This is a genomic window from Wolbachia endosymbiont (group A) of Anoplius nigerrimus (genome assembly GCF_947251795.1).
Lineage (GTDB): Bacteria > Pseudomonadota > Alphaproteobacteria > Rickettsiales > Anaplasmataceae > Wolbachia.
The window spans coordinates 73,823-89,063 of record NZ_OX366385.1 but is presented as its reverse complement, the minus strand read 5'-3'; the positions used below and the strand labels follow the sequence as shown (position 1 = coordinate 89,063).

General features: G+C 35.4%; 18 protein-coding genes and 1 pseudogene. 9 read left to right on the top strand and 10 right to left on the bottom strand.

Features of this window, described 5'->3' with window-relative positions; all coding sequences use genetic code 11:
- Together OPR26_RS00525 and ubiA are read left to right on the top strand one after the other, a co-directional pair.
- Positions 1–417: a ribosome-binding factor A gene (locus OPR26_RS00525; RefSeq protein WP_265015927.1), complete on the top strand. Its 417-nt coding sequence runs from the start codon at positions 1–3 to the stop codon at positions 415–417.
- 3 nt (positions 418–420) lie between these two features.
- Entirely contained in the window at positions 421–1,278 is an 858-nt protein-coding gene (gene ubiA / locus OPR26_RS00520; protein ID WP_265015926.1) for a 4-hydroxybenzoate octaprenyltransferase, read from the top strand.
- Between the two features lie 730 nt (positions 1,279–2,008).
- Here the strand turns inward: ubiA and OPR26_RS00515 are convergent.
- On the bottom strand, positions 2,009–2,227 hold the full coding sequence (locus OPR26_RS00515) for a hypothetical protein (protein WP_265015925.1): 219 nt from the start codon (positions 2,225–2,227) through the stop codon (positions 2,009–2,011).
- A 28-nt stretch (positions 2,228–2,255) separates the two neighbouring features.
- Positions 2,256–3,695 carry a hypothetical protein gene (locus OPR26_RS00510; RefSeq protein WP_265015924.1) on the bottom strand — a complete coding sequence of 480 codons (1,440 nt, stop codon included), beginning with the start codon at positions 3,693–3,695 and terminating at the stop codon, positions 2,256–2,258.
- 135 nt (positions 3,696–3,830) lie between these two features.
- Here OPR26_RS00510 and OPR26_RS00505 point away from each other — a divergent pair, with 135 nt between their 5' ends.
- Together OPR26_RS00505 and OPR26_RS00500 are read left to right on the top strand one after the other, a co-directional pair.
- On the top strand, positions 3,831–5,108 hold the full coding sequence (locus OPR26_RS00505) for an APC family permease (RefSeq protein WP_265015923.1): 1,278 nt from the start codon (positions 3,831–3,833) through the stop codon (positions 5,106–5,108).
- Positions 5,109–5,200: 92 nt separating this feature from the next.
- Complete coding sequence (locus OPR26_RS00500; protein ID WP_265015922.1) at positions 5,201–6,478, top strand: APC family permease; 1,278 nt, start codon at positions 5,201–5,203, stop codon at positions 6,476–6,478.
- Between the two features lie 8 nt (positions 6,479–6,486).
- Here the strand turns inward: OPR26_RS00500 and OPR26_RS00495 are convergent, their stop codons facing one another.
- Positions 6,487–6,933 (bottom strand): hypothetical protein, encoded by a 447-nt coding sequence (locus OPR26_RS00495; RefSeq protein ID WP_265015921.1) that lies wholly within the window; start codon positions 6,931–6,933, stop codon positions 6,487–6,489.
- Between the two features lie 140 nt (positions 6,934–7,073).
- Between OPR26_RS00495 and OPR26_RS00490 the strand changes: the two genes are divergently transcribed.
- On the top strand, positions 7,074–8,093 hold the full coding sequence (locus OPR26_RS00490; protein ID WP_253302728.1) for an aspartate-semialdehyde dehydrogenase: 1,020 nt from the start codon (positions 7,074–7,076) through the stop codon (positions 8,091–8,093).
- Here the strand turns inward: OPR26_RS00490 and OPR26_RS00485 are convergent.
- The gene (locus tag OPR26_RS00485) at positions 8,087–9,154 is read right to left on the bottom strand and encodes a 5-(carboxyamino)imidazole ribonucleotide synthase (RefSeq protein ID WP_265015920.1); all 1,068 of its coding nucleotides are present in this window, start codon (positions 9,152–9,154) and stop codon (positions 8,087–8,089) included. The genes OPR26_RS00490 and OPR26_RS00485 overlap by 7 nt on opposite strands.
- Before the next feature lie 99 nt (positions 9,155–9,253).
- On the opposite strand from OPR26_RS00485, the gene apaG reads away from it, so the two are divergent.
- On the top strand, positions 9,254–9,655 hold the full coding sequence (gene apaG / locus OPR26_RS00480) for a Co2+/Mg2+ efflux protein ApaG (RefSeq protein WP_265016314.1): 402 nt from the start codon (positions 9,254–9,256) through the stop codon (positions 9,653–9,655).
- 121 nt (positions 9,656–9,776) lie between these two features.
- Here the strand turns inward: apaG and OPR26_RS00475 are convergent, their stop codons facing one another.
- The 6 genes from OPR26_RS00475 to OPR26_RS00450 form a co-directional block, all read right to left on the bottom strand.
- Positions 9,777–10,529, bottom strand: coding sequence for an IS5 family transposase (locus OPR26_RS00475; protein ID WP_264702259.1), 753 nt, complete (start codon positions 10,527–10,529; stop codon positions 9,777–9,779).
- Positions 10,530–10,672: 143 nt separating this feature from the next.
- Entirely contained in the window at positions 10,673–11,059 is a 387-nt protein-coding gene (locus OPR26_RS00470; protein ID WP_265016251.1) for a transposase, read from the bottom strand.
- Positions 11,060–11,202: 143 nt separating this feature from the next.
- Entirely contained in the window at positions 11,203–11,589 is a 387-nt protein-coding gene (locus OPR26_RS00465) for a transposase (protein WP_265016251.1), read from the bottom strand.
- A gap of 20 nt (positions 11,590–11,609) precedes the next feature.
- Positions 11,610–11,975 carry a transposase gene (locus OPR26_RS00460; protein WP_264731180.1) on the bottom strand — a complete coding sequence of 122 codons (366 nt, stop codon included), beginning with the start codon at positions 11,973–11,975 and terminating at the stop codon, positions 11,610–11,612.
- A gap of 38 nt (positions 11,976–12,013) precedes the next feature.
- Positions 12,014–12,292 carry a transposase gene (locus tag OPR26_RS00455; protein ID WP_265015919.1) on the bottom strand — a complete coding sequence of 93 codons (279 nt, stop codon included), beginning with the start codon at positions 12,290–12,292 and terminating at the stop codon, positions 12,014–12,016.
- A 72-nt stretch (positions 12,293–12,364) separates the two neighbouring features.
- A protein-coding gene (locus OPR26_RS00450) for an IS5 family transposase (protein WP_406827637.1) occupies positions 12,365–13,151 on the bottom strand; the annotation gives its coding sequence in 2 pieces (ribosomal slippage) (positions 12,365–12,883 and positions 12,885–13,151; 786 coding nt in all).
- 25 nt (positions 13,152–13,176) lie between these two features.
- Between OPR26_RS00450 and OPR26_RS00445 the strand changes: the two genes are divergently transcribed.
- The 3 genes and pseudogenes from OPR26_RS00445 to OPR26_RS00435 all read left to right on the top strand — a co-directional run.
- Positions 13,177–13,929: an IS5 family transposase gene (locus OPR26_RS00445; protein WP_264702259.1), complete on the top strand. Its 753-nt coding sequence runs from the start codon at positions 13,177–13,179 to the stop codon at positions 13,927–13,929.
- A gap of 123 nt (positions 13,930–14,052) precedes the next feature.
- Positions 14,053–14,805 carry a group II intron maturase-specific domain-containing protein gene (locus tag OPR26_RS00440; RefSeq protein WP_265015918.1) on the top strand — a complete coding sequence of 251 codons (753 nt, stop codon included), beginning with the start codon at positions 14,053–14,055 and terminating at the stop codon, positions 14,803–14,805.
- A gap of 95 nt (positions 14,806–14,900) precedes the next feature.
- Positions 14,901–15,233: pseudogene (locus OPR26_RS00435) on the top strand (Rpn family recombination-promoting nuclease/putative transposase); the annotation flags it as partial.
- Positions 15,234–15,241 lie beyond the last annotated feature (8 nt).

Below are 15,241 nucleotides of genomic sequence, written 5' to 3'. Positions count from 1 at the left end.
ATGAAAAAGGAAATTAGAAACCTAAAAATAGCATCGGTATTGCATAGAGCAATATCAAGAGTCCTAATGGAAGGTAAGGTGTTCAATAAAAATGTAACGGTATCTGACGTAAAATTAAGTAAAGATTTGAAAAAAGCAGATGTATATATTGTGTTATCTTCATTGAATATCCAAGTAGCTGACTACTCAGATTCAGAAAAAAGTACATGGATTTCAGCATCCCGCACTGGAGATCCTTCTGAGAATAATTGTGATATTAACACTGTTATTAATGAAATGAACCAATCTGCATGGTCAATACGTAAATCTATATTGTGTTATGTTGATTTGCGATTTATACCTGAGTTAGTTTTCAAGCCTGATTTAGCGTTCGATAATTTTGTTAATGTAAGCAAAATATTACATAATCACACTTAATTAATGTATTTCAACCATTACTTTTCATTAATGAGATTGCACAGTTTAACAGGTTTGTGGCTTGTGCTATTTCCCAGTTTGAGCGGTATTCTTTTAGCCTCAACTTCTCTATCGTATCAGGCTCTTTTTCTCCTTGTTTTGTTCACTATAGGTACATTTTTAATGAGACCTGCAGGGTGCATAATTAATGACATTTTCGATAGAGAAATAGATGCGCACGTTGAACGAACAAAATATAGGCCACTTGCAAGTGGTGCATTAAACATAAAGCAGGCTTTGGTTTTACTCTCACTGCTACTATCTATCGCTTTGGTAATTTTATTGTTAACTAATAAAACCACACTCATACTTGGAATAATCTCAATGTGTATGATAGCTACTTACCCTTTATTAAAGCGGTATGTTTGGTGGCCACAATTGTTCTTAGGGTTTACCTTCAATATGGGATCGCTCATGGGCTCAGCAGCAATAATAAACCAGATCAGTATAGAATCCTTGCTGTTTTATATAGGATGCGTCTTTTGGACACTTAGCTATGACACCATATACGCTCATCAAGATAAAAAAGATGATGAAAAACTCGGAATGAAATCTACCGCATTATATTTTGGTGATACAACAAAATCTTGGTTGAAAAGATTTTATTTAATATCTCTTATGGCGTGGTTATATGCTGGTATCTTATCATCATTAAATAACATCTTTTATATTGCTCTACTTGCTGTAGGGTTCATATTTCACCGCCAATACAAAAATTTCAATCCTGACGATCCCAGTCAATGCATGTCCATATTTAAAAATAACTCCTACGTAGGGTTGCTTCTCTTTTTTGGCATCCTTTTAGATAGAATTATCACCTAGGTCTCAAGAGTTTTGGCTCTAATGAAGTCAATAAACTCAAGTAGCCCGCAGAAACGAAAAAACTTACTTGACAAACTCCGCCAGCCCCCTTATCATGAAAGTGAAGCTATTTATTTATCTTCTCTGTACAGATTAAATGACAAAAAAACTCACGTATCTGGCGTCTTATTTTTAATTTTTTGCACTATGTGCACCTTATGTCTTTATAAAATTTCTACCTACATAAGCTGAAACGCGCTTATAAAGCGTTTAAAACATAAAAAAACGCCAACTTAAAAAATGGATAGTGAATAACTAGCTACCCTAGGGTTTCTTTTGCCTTTTTTTCTGTTTAGTAAATTTCTTAATGTTTATAATTTAGATTAGTTGCGGCTTAAAAGCAACTGAATTGCGGTTATTAAACGTTTAGAATAAAAAAACGCCATACTTGAAAGTATAATGTAAGTAATTAGCCAACCACGGGGCTTCTTTTGCCTTTTTTTTCGTTTGGTAAATTTCTTAAATATTTATGACTAAACAACAACCGTCATCCCGCAGCGGGATCTCTTGTTAGTGTATGAGATACCGCTGCGGTATGACGGTTAAGTAGGGTGTCATTCCAGTCTGGAATCTAGTCTTTATTATGCAGCCACTTATTTAAAGTTAAGTTTCCTGGATCCAAGTAGTCAGGGCACTGGGATGACACCTTGACAATCGTCATTCCGCTACTTGTTAGCGGGATCTAGAGATACTACGGCGGTATGACGGTCTGCGGCGATGTGAAGGTTCGCGGTGGGATGACGATAACTTCGTCATCCCACTGCTTGTTAGCGGGATCTAGAGATACCGCGGCGGTATGACGTAGGGAAACCTTTCTTGGGTTAGCTACAGCAGTTTGCAAACCATTCAGAAAAGGGAAGACAAAACTATAAAAAACCATAGGCGCCAGATGGTTTTTAGCTAAAGTCAAAATTTTCTACCATGACATGAGCCCACCACTAAGCAGCAGGAGACCTTGCAGGACCTCCAAAAAATGCTTTTACTCCTTCAAGATAAGTAGGTGGTTCTGCAGGAATTTCTATCTCGTCTATCTTATAAGATATTGCTGCATCTATGACTTCATCTGTTATTAATTCTCTTAGCCTTTGTTTTATTTGCCCTCTTCGAATATGTTCTCCATAGTCATTATGAAACTTCACATATAATTCTTTAAATACAAATTCTTTTATAGCACCTCTCATATAAGAAATTCCTTCCTTTACTTCATCATTTGCATTGCTCAAATCCACTCCAGAACCTAGCGAATATAAGTCGTCAAACTTTTCTTTTAAAATCTTTATTTTAAAGTAGCGCCTATCTACAGATTTCTCAAGAAATCTTTTAGTAGCATTACCGGCCAACTCTCCTATTATCTGAGGCTCTAATTGAGCTGCAAAATTATTTTCTGCTTCAAGGCCACTTAATGCATAAATGATACGATTAAGCATTCCAGGACCACACTGGCGATTACTTTCCTCAAAACGAACCTGCAATATGGATTTCAACAACTCTACATCTGCATTTTGCTTTCTTGCTGCAATTAAAACTAAATTTATAGCCTGAGTTAATGTCAATCCAGTTTTAGAATCTACCCACCTTACCCATCCTCCTTCTCTATAACCATCTAGTTTCAAATAAGGTGCTATCAGTTCTTTTTGCTGATTTGTTAACCCGCTTATATAACTTTTAAACTCTTCATCCAGCTCATTTGACGGAGTACCATGTTCTTCCTTTAATTTTTTGGCACACTCAATAACACTTTGCTCAAAACTTCTAGTATGAACATTCTGATTGCCAGTACCTACATCACTTACATTAAACAAAAAGCTAAGTTGCTTTACATTCAAACCCAAAGGTGAGAAGAGCTTTATCAATGGATACTTTATTAACTCAAGAAGTGCTACTGGAATCAGTAATATAGCATTTATAAGTATTAAACACCCCTGAAGAGGCATTGAAAATCCTTCATCTTTCCATCCTTGCAGTAAGCTATTAACGGCAAGTATCTTCAAAGTACAATACAGAAATGGCAACTGTATCCAATATATTAAATGTATAGAAAAAAGCAATATTTTATCTCTTACCCTTATTGTTGGATCATCATACACTTCAGAAAAGGCATCATAATCACCGTTTTCATTTTTGAAAGATCGATAGCTACTTGTAACCTTTTCTGTAAAAATAGAGCAAAGTATATATATACCCAAGAAAACAGCAAGCATGACCAAAGAGAGTATATTAAGAATTAATTCGATGGCTGGTTCACTTGAGACTTGAGGAAAAAAGAATTGAAGAAACATATTGGCTAAATATAAAAACAGAACCCATGCTGCGATACAAGCAACAAATAATAAAGCATACCCACAAACAACCAAAAATGTTTTTAACCTCGGATTCATAACCCCCTCTTAATAATCTGTTAATATAATCTATTTTAGAAATAAATTGAGAAAAATGCAAGTTTTTATGTTAAAAGATCGATTGAAATTTCTGAGTTTAGGGTATATTGTTAATCTATTTAGATAAGAATTATTGTGTCAAATAAAATAGGTTTTTGGGCTATTTTTGCCTTAGTGATTAGTAGTCAAATTGGCTCTGGAATTTTTATGCTTCCTATTAGCCTTGCTCCATATGGCGCTTATAGCCTTATAAGCTGGGTGATATCAGGGCTTGGTGCTATATCTCTTGCTTTGGTTTTTGCCTTACTCTGCGCAAAATTTCCAGAAACGGGTGGTCCTCACGTTTATGTAAAGCATGCTTTTGGCCCCACTGCAGCTTTTTTTGTTGGTTGGACATATTGGGTAAGTTCGTGGGTTAGCTCAACAGCTGTCACAGTTGCAAGTATTGGTTATTTAGCTCCACTTTTTCATAATGATATACAAAGTATACATTTGCTTTTAGAAATAACATTAATTTTAGTTATTATGCTAATAAACTTAAGAGGAGTAACTACTGCTGGCCGTGTTGAGCTTCTGCTAACCATTGTTAAAATTATTGCACTTCTTGCAATACCCGTAGCAGGGCTATTTTTCTTTGATAGAAACAATTTTATTGTAAGCGAGGAAATATCAACCCTCACGATGTCTCAAGTCCTTGCTCGCTCTACACTACTCACTCTATGGTGTTTTATTGGCCTTGAATCAGCAACAGCACCTGCAGGATCAGTCAATAATCCAGCCAAGACTATACCAAGAGCCATTGTGCTTGGAACAGTCTGTGTTGCTGTGATATATTTCATCAATAGTCTTTCAATTATGGGGTTAATAAATGGTAATGACCTAGCAAATTCAAAAGCACCATACGTTGACGCAGTCAAAATTATGCTTCCAGGTAATTGGCATTTTATTATTTCCATTCTTGCTTTTATCGTTTCCGTGAGTAATCTAAATGCTTGGTTTTTAGCTGATGGACAAGTGACTTTAGGCCTTGCAAAAGATAAATTAATGCCACAATTCTTTACTAAAAGAAACAAGTACGATGCTCCTTTTTGTGGAATAATACTCAGTACTCTGGGAGTGTTAGTTTTACTTATTCTAACATCAAGCAAAAATTTTGCTAAGCAAGTAACTTCAATTATTGATGTCTCTGTAGTTTCATTTTTATTTATCTACTTAGCATGTAGTCTTGCTTTCCTCAAGGTTATTATACAAGAGAAAAACTATTACGAATTTTTAATTGGGAGTGTGGCTGCATCTTTTTGCTGCTGGATAATATACGAGACTCCTATAAATACATTATTGACCTCAAGCTTGTTTATTTTAGGTAGTATACCTACATACTTATTTTGGTACCGCAGGTCCACACTCATTTAACTTTTGTATACACGAGTTAAGTTACTTATTCGTTGAAGTTTTCCAATTTAAGCCATATTATTAATCTATTCAGATAGAAATTAGAAACTATTGTGTCAAACAAAATAGGTTTTTGGGCTATTTTTGCCTTAGTGATTAGTAGTCAAATTGGCTCTGGAATTTTTATGCTTCCTATTAGCCTTGCTCCATATGGCGCTTATAGCCTTATAAGCTGGGTGATATCAGGGCTTGGTGCTATATCTCTTGCTTTGGTTTTTGCCTTACTCTGCGCAAAATTTCCAGAAACGGGTGGTCCTCACGTTTATGTAAAGCATGCTTTTGGTCCTGCTGCAGCTTTCTTTGTTGGTTGGACGTATTGGGTGATTTCATGGGTTAGCACAACAGCAGTAATCGTTGCAAGTATTGGCTATCTTACTTCGCTTTTTCATGGAGATACTCAAAATATACGCTTATTTTTAGAAATACTATTATTTACGATCATTACACTAATAAATTTAAGAGGTGTCACTGCTGCTGGATGTGTTGAGCTTTTATTGATGACTGTCAAAATTACCGCACTGCTTGCTATACCAGTAACAGCGTTGTTTTTCTTTGATAGGAATAATTTTATCATAAGTGAGGAAATATCAACCCTCACGATGTCTCAAGTCCTTGCTCGCTCTACACTACTCACTCTATGGTGTTTTATTGGCCTTGAATCAGCAACAGCACCTGCAGGATCAGTAAACGATCCAGCCAAGACTATACCAAGAGCCATAGTGCTTGGCACAATCTCTGTTGCAGTTATATATTTCATTAATAGCCTTTCAATCATGGGATTGATAAACGGCAATGATCTAGTTAATTCAAAAGCGCCGTATGTTGACGCAATAAAAATTATGTTTCCAGGTAATTGGCATTTGATCATTTCTATTGTTGCTTTTATTGTTTGTGTTGGCAGTTTAAATGCTTGGGTACTAGCTAGTGGACAAGTGGCCCTTGGCCTTGCAGAAGATAAACTGATGCCACAGTTCTTTGCTAAAAGAAATAAGCACGGTTCTCCTTTCTGGGGCATAACAATTAGCTCCGTTGGCACTTCAGTTCTACTAATTCTCACTTCAAGCAACAATTTTGCTAAACAGATCACATCAATTATCGACTTTTCTGTAGTTTCATTTTTGTTTGTCTACCTTGCATGCAGTCTTGCTTTTCTCAAGGTTATTATAAAGGAGAAAAACTATTACAAATTTTTAATTGGCAGTATAGCAACAACCTTTTGCTGCTGGGTAATATTTGAAACTTCTGTGAATACCTTGCTGATCGCAAGCTTATTCACCGCAAGTGGCATACCCATTTATTTATTTTGGTACTGCAGAGCTCCTGCACAATAAAATAGAGTTTAACGACTTTTCTTATTGTCCACTTGTTCAACATTACCCTTCTCAAGTTTACTATCTACTTCTTTTGCGTGTTCATCATCTACACTAGTCTCATCTTTTATCTTACTGGAGTGACCTGCTTGCGATTTTTCATATGCTTCCATGTTGTCATATATAGGGTTACTGATGATTTCTATTTTTTCAAGTGTGAAAATCCTTGCTAAAAATCTCCCTATTATTGGTATTGATCTTAAGAAATCTCTTAGCTTTGAAGATTCTTGTCTTTTATTTAGGAACTGTTGGTCTATTTTAAGGTTTTTTACACCATATTTTTTATCATCAAAATTTATTGCAGGCTTTCTTTTTTTCGAAAGAACATTTTGAGCCTTTAATCCATTGGTTCTTTCAGGCCCTTGAGGTGTAGACATTGCAGGTTTAACCTTAGTTTCATCGTATTCTTTACTCATCTCTCGTTTTATTATGTAATATTACTAATATTGCATAATAATAGCTAAATTACAATTAATTGCAAGGTAAAAATATTAAAACAATTGTAAATTTTGTCAGTAAAAATATAATAGAACTTTAAAGTTAGAGGTTCATCTATATGGGATACAAAATTGCTGTTATTGGAGCAACCGGAAGAGTAGGGCGCGAGGTATTAAGCACGCTTGCTGAGTTTCAAGATGAGGCAATAGATTCTGTAATTGCACTTGCATCGAAAAAATCAGAAGGGAAGAAGGTGAGTTTTGGTGACAAAGAGTTAACAGTTTTATGCCTTGAGGATTATGACTTCGTTGGAACTAATGTAGCCATTTTCTGTGCTGGATATCATGTTTCTGAAAAGTATGTACCAATTGCAACACAGGCTGGATGCATCGTGATAGATAACAGTTCCCATTTTAGAATGAAAGAAGGTGTGCCACTCATTATTCCGGAGATTAATAAAGAAAAAATTATGGAATATAAAAACCACAACATAATATCCAATCCAAACTGTACTACAATACAGATGCTGCTAGTACTACATCTATTACACCAGAAAGCGAAAATAAAGAGAATCGTTGCTTCAACTTATCAATCAACTTCTGGCGCAGGCAAAGCAGCAATGGATGAGCTCTATGACCAGACAAAAAAAATCTTCATGAATGAGACTAAAAAGCCTGAGATATTTCCTAAGCAAATAGCGTTTAATTGCATTCCCCATGTAGGAGAATTCATGGAGAATGGTTCTACAGAAGAGGAATGGAAAATGCAAGAGGAGACAAAAAAAATTTTAGAGGAAGATATAAAAGTTACTGCAACTTGTGTAAGAGTACCCGTCTTTATCGGTCACGCTATGGCAGTAAATGTAGAATTTGATCAACATATCACTGAAGAACAAGCTCGTGAAGTGCTAAGTGAAGCCGAAGATAGTGGAGTTCTAGTGTACAACAGGCGTGAAGACGGTGAATACATCACTCAAATTGATGTTGTACAGGAGAATGCTGTATATGTATCGCGTATTAGAAGAGACAATACTGTTGAACACGGATTAAATATGTGGATAGTGGCTGATAACCTGCGCAAAGGTGCAGCATTAAATATAGTGCAGATTCTTGAGATTCTAATAAGAGAGACTCAATAACTTAAATCTATATTGACATGTCCCATTTTACGCTTATCTCTAACCTCTTTTTTCCCATATATGGTTAAACTAGCTTTTTCGTTGCTCAAATACTTATGAGAATCATATATATCATTACCTATTATATTTTTCGTCATACAAGGAAAGCGTAATACTACTTCCTGCATAGGCAGCCCGCATATTACCCTAACTAGCTGTTCAAATTGACTAACGTTACATGCATCCAAGCTCCAGTGGCAAGAATTGTGAGGTCTGGGAGCTAGTTCATTAACTAACAATTCGTTATCTTTAGTAACAAAAAATTCAATAGCCAGAATTCCTATTACATCGAGCACATTTGCTATTTTCTTTGCAGCTCGTTGTACCTCTTGAGTTAATTTGCTATCTATTTTAGCTGGCACTGTTGAAGTATCAAGTATTCCATCAACGTGGTAATTTTCTGCTATAGGAAAAAAAGCTACTTTACCGTTTTTATCTCTTGCAATGACTATTGAAACCTCTTTCAGTAAATCAACACTTGCTTCAAGAATGTACTCTGTGTTCCAATCAAAAGAAGCAAATTGCTTCACTTCAGAATCATTCTCAAGCACATATTGCCCTTTTCCATCATAACCCATTTCTGTTGTTTTCAGCCTTGTTGGATAGCCAAAAGCTCTACTGCTTTTCAGTAGCTCATTATAATTTTGTATACTTTTGTATTCAGCAGTTTTTACACCCAAGTTTTTAATAAAATCCTTTTCTCTCAATCTGTTTTGCGCAATGTGTAATGCTTTTTTACCTGGGTAAAAATTTACATCGATATCAATTGCGCTACATGGAATATTTTCAGACTCAATAGTGACCAAATCCACACTCTGTGCAAAAGATTCAAGCGCTTTCTTATCAGAGAAATCTGCTATTGTGAAATCATCAGCAACAGAGCAAGCCGGATCGTCTTTAGCACTGGCAAAAACATGTATTTTTTGTCCAAGTTTTGTTGCAGCGATAGCAGTCATTTTACCTAATTGTCCACCACCTATTATTCCTATTACTTTTTTGCTCAACGCATCTGGTTCATTCATACTATAAATTGATATTTCCTAATTAAAGTATACTTGAAAAATCTGTGAAAAAAGTATATAATTAAAATACCATCTTTTTATCATGAATATTCTATAATGATTCTAGAATACACACTAACTACCAACTTTGTTGAAGTTACAGTTTTACCAATTTACATTGAAGAGCAATCCATTCCTTATGAAAATTGCTATGTATGGATGTATAACGTTAAGATAAAAAACAAAAGCCAATCAACTATTCAATTGTTAAGTCGTCATTGGCAAATAATAGATTATAAGGGAAAAGTAAATGAAATTGCCGGAGTTGGTGTTATCGGAGAACAACCTGTGATAAAATCTGGAGAGGTATTCAAATACACAAGTGGAACATACTTAAATGCACCGTCAGGAATAATGCAGGGTAAGTATGAATTTCTGAATGAAGAGAGCATAAAAATTTTTGAGGTTATGATACCACCCTTTTCTTTGGATAGTCCATACGTCAACACTAGACCCCATTAACTATCAAAATAGTTTATTTGTAACCAGACTGCATTCTGTGATTTTTAGCAAAACATGATCTTTCATTTGAGCTTTCTTCAATTTAAAGTAAATACAGAAACTAGGCTCTGTGGACAAAATTTTAGAGAAGCCATACAAGAGCTCCAACAAAATTGAGAAAACCCATAAAAACCTCAGCAGTTTTATCAAATCTGGAAAAAATGCGCCTAAAATTTTTAATTTTACCAAAAAAACACTCAATCAAATGACGTTCTTTGTAGATATGCTCATCGTAATACCTTTGCACTTTTCGATTCCGTTTTGGCGGAATAACTACTGTACATCCCTTGTCTTCAAGACTTGTAACAAAGGCATTGCTATCGTAGCCCTTGTCAGCTACTACAGTAGAGTTATAGATACTTTCGGTCAACACTTGTGCCTGCGTAATTTCATTTCTTTGACCAGGAGTCAGAGTAAATTTAAGTGGATTTCCAAGTGCATCGACAAGCGCATGTATTTTAGTTGTAAAGCCACCTTTGCTCCTCCCTAAAGCTTCTTGATCCTTGGAGTTTTTTGTATATCCAGATGAACATGGATGGGCTCGGATGATCGTACCGTCGATTATAGCAACTTCTAAATCAGGCTCTTGTTTAGTATATTCAAGCAATTTTTTCCAGACATCTCTTTCACACCATCTTTTAAATCGCTTATGTATACTCCTGTAATTACCATAAGTTTTTGGTAAAAGTCTCCATTGGCAACCACTTCGCACTATGTACCACACTGCCTCTATGAATATTCTTAAACGTTTTTCATCTTTGCTGTGCATTCCTTTTACGCTTTTTATGAACTCTAAAATTTGTTTCCAATTTTCCTCTTTGATGTAATATTGCATATGGTAGTTTCTCCATTTTTTACCTATTAGGCTAAACTACCATCTTTTTCTCTCTTTTCATATTTTTTGTCCACAGAGCCTAGTTATATTCAATTATATTCGAAAATATCCTATTAGCAAAGAATACTTGTGAGAGCATGTCTTCAAACTGAAGAATGAGCTAATTTGTGAAGCATAATAGTGATCATATTAAAGAAGATATAGTTTTTTGAGGTGAGAGGAGAATGCTCGTAATCTTTACTCATGCGCCTAAAATTGGAAAGCCAGGCAAAAGTTCTTTCAACAATCCAACGTTTGGGAATAACTTGAAATCCTGTATCAACTATTTTCTTGGCAATCGTTAATAAACATCCCGTTTCCAATAAGCATCTGTTTTGTAATTTACCTATGTACCCTTGATCAGCAAAAAACTTACGTAAAGTTGGAACTTTGCATTTAGCTTGGGCAAAAAGATTTAGAGCACTATCACGATCTTGAATACTTGCACTCTGTACTTCAGCAGCAATTACAAGACCCACAGTATCTACAATAATATGGCGTTTTCTGCCCTTTATTTTTTTGCCAGCATCATATCCTCTGGATCCCCTTTTTGAGTAGTTTTCACTGACTGGCTATCAATTATACCTACTGATGGAGTCTTATTTTTACCAATCATCTCTCTTAGAGCATGTCTTCAAACTGAAGAATGAGCTAATTTGTGAAGCATAATAGTGATCATATTAAAGAAGATATAGTTTTTTGAGGTGAGAGGAGAATGCTCGTAATCTTTACTCATGCGCCTAAAATTGGAAAGCCAGGCAAAAGTTCTTTCAACAATCCAACGTTTGGGAATAACTTGAAATCCTGTATCAACTATTTTCTTGGCAATCGTTAATAAACATCCCGTTTCCAATAAGCATCTGTTTTGTAATTTACCTATGTACCCTTGATCAGCAAAAAACTTACGTAAAGTTGGAACTTTGCATTTAGCTTGGGCAAAAAGATTTAGAGCACTATCACGATCTTGAATACTTGCACTCTGTACTTCAGCAGCAATTACAAGACCCACAGTATCTACAATAATATGGCGTTTTCTGCCCTTTATTTTTTTGCCAGCATCATATCCTCTGGATCCCCTTTTTGAGTAGTTTTCACTGACTGGCTATCAATTATACCTACTGATGGAGTCTTATTTTTACCAATCATCTCTCTTACTTTTTTAACTAGAAAATCATGAATTTCTTGCCATATTCCACTTTTTTTCAAGCGCGAATTACAACTATATACGGTTTTCCATGGTGGAAAATCTTTAGGCAGTTGTCTCCATTGACATCCTGTTCTCATCATATAGCGGATTGCATTAATAATTGTTCTAATACTATGTTTTCTTGGTCTGCCGGTCTTTTTAGGTTCAAAATATGGCTCTATTGTCTTCCATTCTTTGTCACTTATATCGCTTGGGTACATCTTAAAATGTACCTTATACCATACTTCTTAACTTCTTTCTACTCAGTTTGAAGACATGCTCTTACTTTTTTAACTAGAAAATCATGAATTTCTTGCCATATTCCACTTTTTTTCAAGCGCGAATTACAACTATATACGGTTTTCCATGGTGGAAAATCTTTAGGCAGTTGTCTCCATTGACATCCTGTTCTCATCATATAGCGGATTGCATTAATAATTGTTCTAATACTATGTTTTCTTGGTCTGCCGGTCTTTTTAGGTTCAAAATATGGCTCTATTGTCTTCCATTCTTTGTCACTTATATCGCTTGGGTACATCTTAAAATGTACCTTATACCATACTTCTTAACTTCTTTCTACTCAGTTTGAAGACATGCTCTTAGAACCTGTTCATAATCTTTTGAGGAACAAAGCAGTGAAAGCAAGAACTACCATTTGCAAACTGGTGTTGAGTTTACGCTCGCAATTTTTCCATAACCGTCTACATTTTTCCAACCAAGCAAAAGAACGCTCTACAACCCATCTTTTTGGCAATACAGCAAAGGTATGTAATTCACTGCGTTTTATTACCTCAACAGTTGCACCAATAGTTGCTTTTATTTGTGTTGCAAAATTCTCTCCCGTATAGCCTGCATCAACCAGTACATTTTTAACTCCCGAGAGGTTTTCTTTTGCATTTTCTACCATTCTCACAGCACTGCTACGGTCAGTTATCTCTGCTGTTGTTACATAAATTGCATGTGGCAAACCTTGCGTATCTACTGCAATATGGCGTTTTATTCCTGAAATCTTTTTGCCTGCATCGTAGCCTTTTTCTTCAGCAGTATCTGCATTTTTTACACTCTGTGCATCAATTATGCAGAAGCTGGTTTTTTCTTTCCGACCATTGTTTTGTCGGACTACGCCAACTATTTTTTTTTAACACCAGCTCCAGAACACTTTCTTTATTTGCATCTGGTTTTTCACTCCACTTCTTAAAATAGTCGTAACAATTGCGCCATTTTGGAAACTCTTTTGGTAGCATTCTCCACTGACAACCGCTTTTCAGAACGTATAACACTCCACAAAATACATCATACAAATCAAGTTTTCTTGGTTTTGTTTTTTTTCTACAGGACTCTAGGCTCTGTGGACAAAAAATATGAAAAGAGAGAAAAAGATGGTAGTTTAGCCTAATAGGTAAAAAATGGAGAAACTACCATATGCAATATTACATCAAAGAGGAAAATTGGAAACAAATTTTAGAGTTCATAAAAAGCGTAAAAGGAATGCACAGCAAAGATGAAAAACGTTTAAGAATATTCATAGAGGCAGTGTGGTACATAGTGCGAAGTGGTTGCCAATGGAGACTTTTACCAAAAACTTATGGTAATTACAGGAGTATACATAAGCGATTTAAAAGATGGTGTGAAAGAGATGTCTGGAAAAAATTGCTTGAATATACTAAACAAGAGCCTGATTTAGAAGTTGCTATAATCGACGGTACGATCATCCGAGCCCATCCATGTTCATCTGGATATACAAAAAACTCCAAGGATCAAGAAGCTTTAGGGAGGAGCAAAGGTGGCTTTACAACTAAAATACATGCGCTTGTCGATGCACTTGGAAATCCACTTAAATTTACTCTGACTCCTGGTCAAAGAAATGAAATTACGCAGGCACAAGTGTTGACCGAAAGTATCTATAACTCTACTGTAGTAGCTGACAAGGGCTACGATAGCAATGCCTTTGTTACAAGTCTTGAAGACAAGGGATGTACAGTAGTTATTCCGCCAAAACGGAATCGAAAAGTGCAAAGGTATTACGATGAGCATATCTACAAAGAACGTCATTTGATTGAGTGTTTTTTTGGTAAAATTAAAAATTTTAGGCGCATTTTTTCCAGATTTGATAAAACTGCTGAGGTTTTTATGGGTTTTCTCAATTTTGTTGGAGCTCTTGTATGGCTTCTCTAAAATTTTGTCCACAGAGCCTAGATCTGGTAATATAATCTCAAATCTTTCCCGACTTATATTACTTGGGTATAAACTCCTCATATATCCTAACTTATATACATTATCTCTTAGTTTATTCCTTTCTTGAGATCATGTACAGGTTCTAAGACAAAAGTTTCTCATACATTAAAAATCATTAATGGAATAAAACCAGGATTTGATTTTCTTGGATTTTCAATAAGACAATATCCAACAAAAGAAAGTAAGAAAGGTTACAAATTATTAATAAAACCAAGTCGTAATTCTATAAAGCAGCATATATTTGCTATTAAACATAAACTTAGAGAAATGCGTGGGGCGCCACAGGAAGTAGTAATAAGGAATCTCAATCCAATCATTAGAGGGTGGAGTCAATATTACTCTTCAGTAGTTTCATGTAAAATCTTTAGCTCATTGGATAATACTATACATAGAAAGCTCTGGAAGTGGGCAGTCTTTAGGCACCCAAACAAAGGGAAATGCTGGATAAAAAGAAAATACTTTAAAAAGTATAATAACGATAACTGGCGTTTTATGACAAGTAACAAGATACATCTTATTATACACAGCGATCATGTTATTAAACGACATATCAAAGTGCAAAAAACCAGATCTCCATATGATGGTGATTGGGTTTATTGGGGTAATCGTCTTAGAGAAATACCAGATAAGCCATCAAGAGTAATAAAACTATTGAAGTTACAACAAAGTAAATGCGGTAATTGTAGACTATGGTTTGAAAGTGATGATATAATAGAAATACATCATAAAGACCGGAATAGACGAAACAATATGATCAAAAATTTATCTTTGTTACATGGGCATTGTCACGATGAATTACACAGGAGGTGTGCATGACAAGCACCAAATTAGAGAGAAGCCGTATGAGGCGCAAAGTCTCACGTACGGTTTTGAAGTCGAGTGAAGAGGGGCGACCTTCTTCACTTAGACAACAATACGCAGAAGAAACAACAGAAGAGGACTTAAAAGAGATAGCAGAAAAAGCGCCAATAATAAAGCTAGCATATGATGAATTAGACAAGTTTCGTTGGAACGAAAAAGATTTAGTAGCCTATGAAGAAAGGATAATGGATCTACGCAAAGAAGAAGCTATTCTTGAATACAAACTTGATCTTGCTGAAGAGAAAGGTATAGAAAAAGGTATAGAGAAAGGAAAAATTGAAGTCGCAAAAGCAATGCTGGCTAATAATGTTGATGTCAACACTATTGTTAAGTTTACTGGCCTTTCTATTAGTGAGATTGAAGAATTAAGTGGAAATCTGTGAACGGTTAC

Excerpts from the sequence above, each read along its gene's own strand:
- OPR26_RS00490 (WP_253302728.1), top strand. The coding sequence starts at position 7,074 with ATGGGATACAAAATTGCTGTTATTGGAGCAACCGGAAGAGTAGGGCGC.
- OPR26_RS00455 (WP_265015919.1), bottom strand. The coding sequence starts at position 12,292 with ATGTACCCAAGCGATATAAGTGACAAAGAATGGAAGACAATAGAGCCA.
- OPR26_RS00525 (WP_265015927.1), top strand. The coding sequence starts at position 1 with ATGAAAAAGGAAATTAGAAACCTAAAAATAGCATCGGTATTGCATAGA.
- OPR26_RS00485 (WP_265015920.1), bottom strand. The coding sequence starts at position 9,154 with ATGAATGAACCAGATGCGTTGAGCAAAAAAGTAATAGGAATAATAGGT.
- ubiA (WP_265015926.1), top strand. The coding sequence starts at position 421 with ATGTATTTCAACCATTACTTTTCATTAATGAGATTGCACAGTTTAACA.
- OPR26_RS00445 (WP_264702259.1), top strand. The coding sequence starts at position 13,177 with ATGCAATATTACATCAAAGAGGAAAATTGGAAACAAATTTTAGAGTTC.
- OPR26_RS00495 (WP_265015921.1), bottom strand. The coding sequence starts at position 6,933 with ATGAGTAAAGAATACGATGAAACTAAGGTTAAACCTGCAATGTCTACA.
- OPR26_RS00460 (WP_264731180.1), bottom strand. The coding sequence starts at position 11,975 with ATGTACCCAAGCGATATAAGTGACAAAGAATGGAAGACAATAGAGCCA.
- OPR26_RS00475 (WP_264702259.1), bottom strand. The coding sequence starts at position 10,529 with ATGCAATATTACATCAAAGAGGAAAATTGGAAACAAATTTTAGAGTTC.
- OPR26_RS00510 (WP_265015924.1), bottom strand. The coding sequence starts at position 3,695 with ATGAATCCGAGGTTAAAAACATTTTTGGTTGTTTGTGGGTATGCTTTA.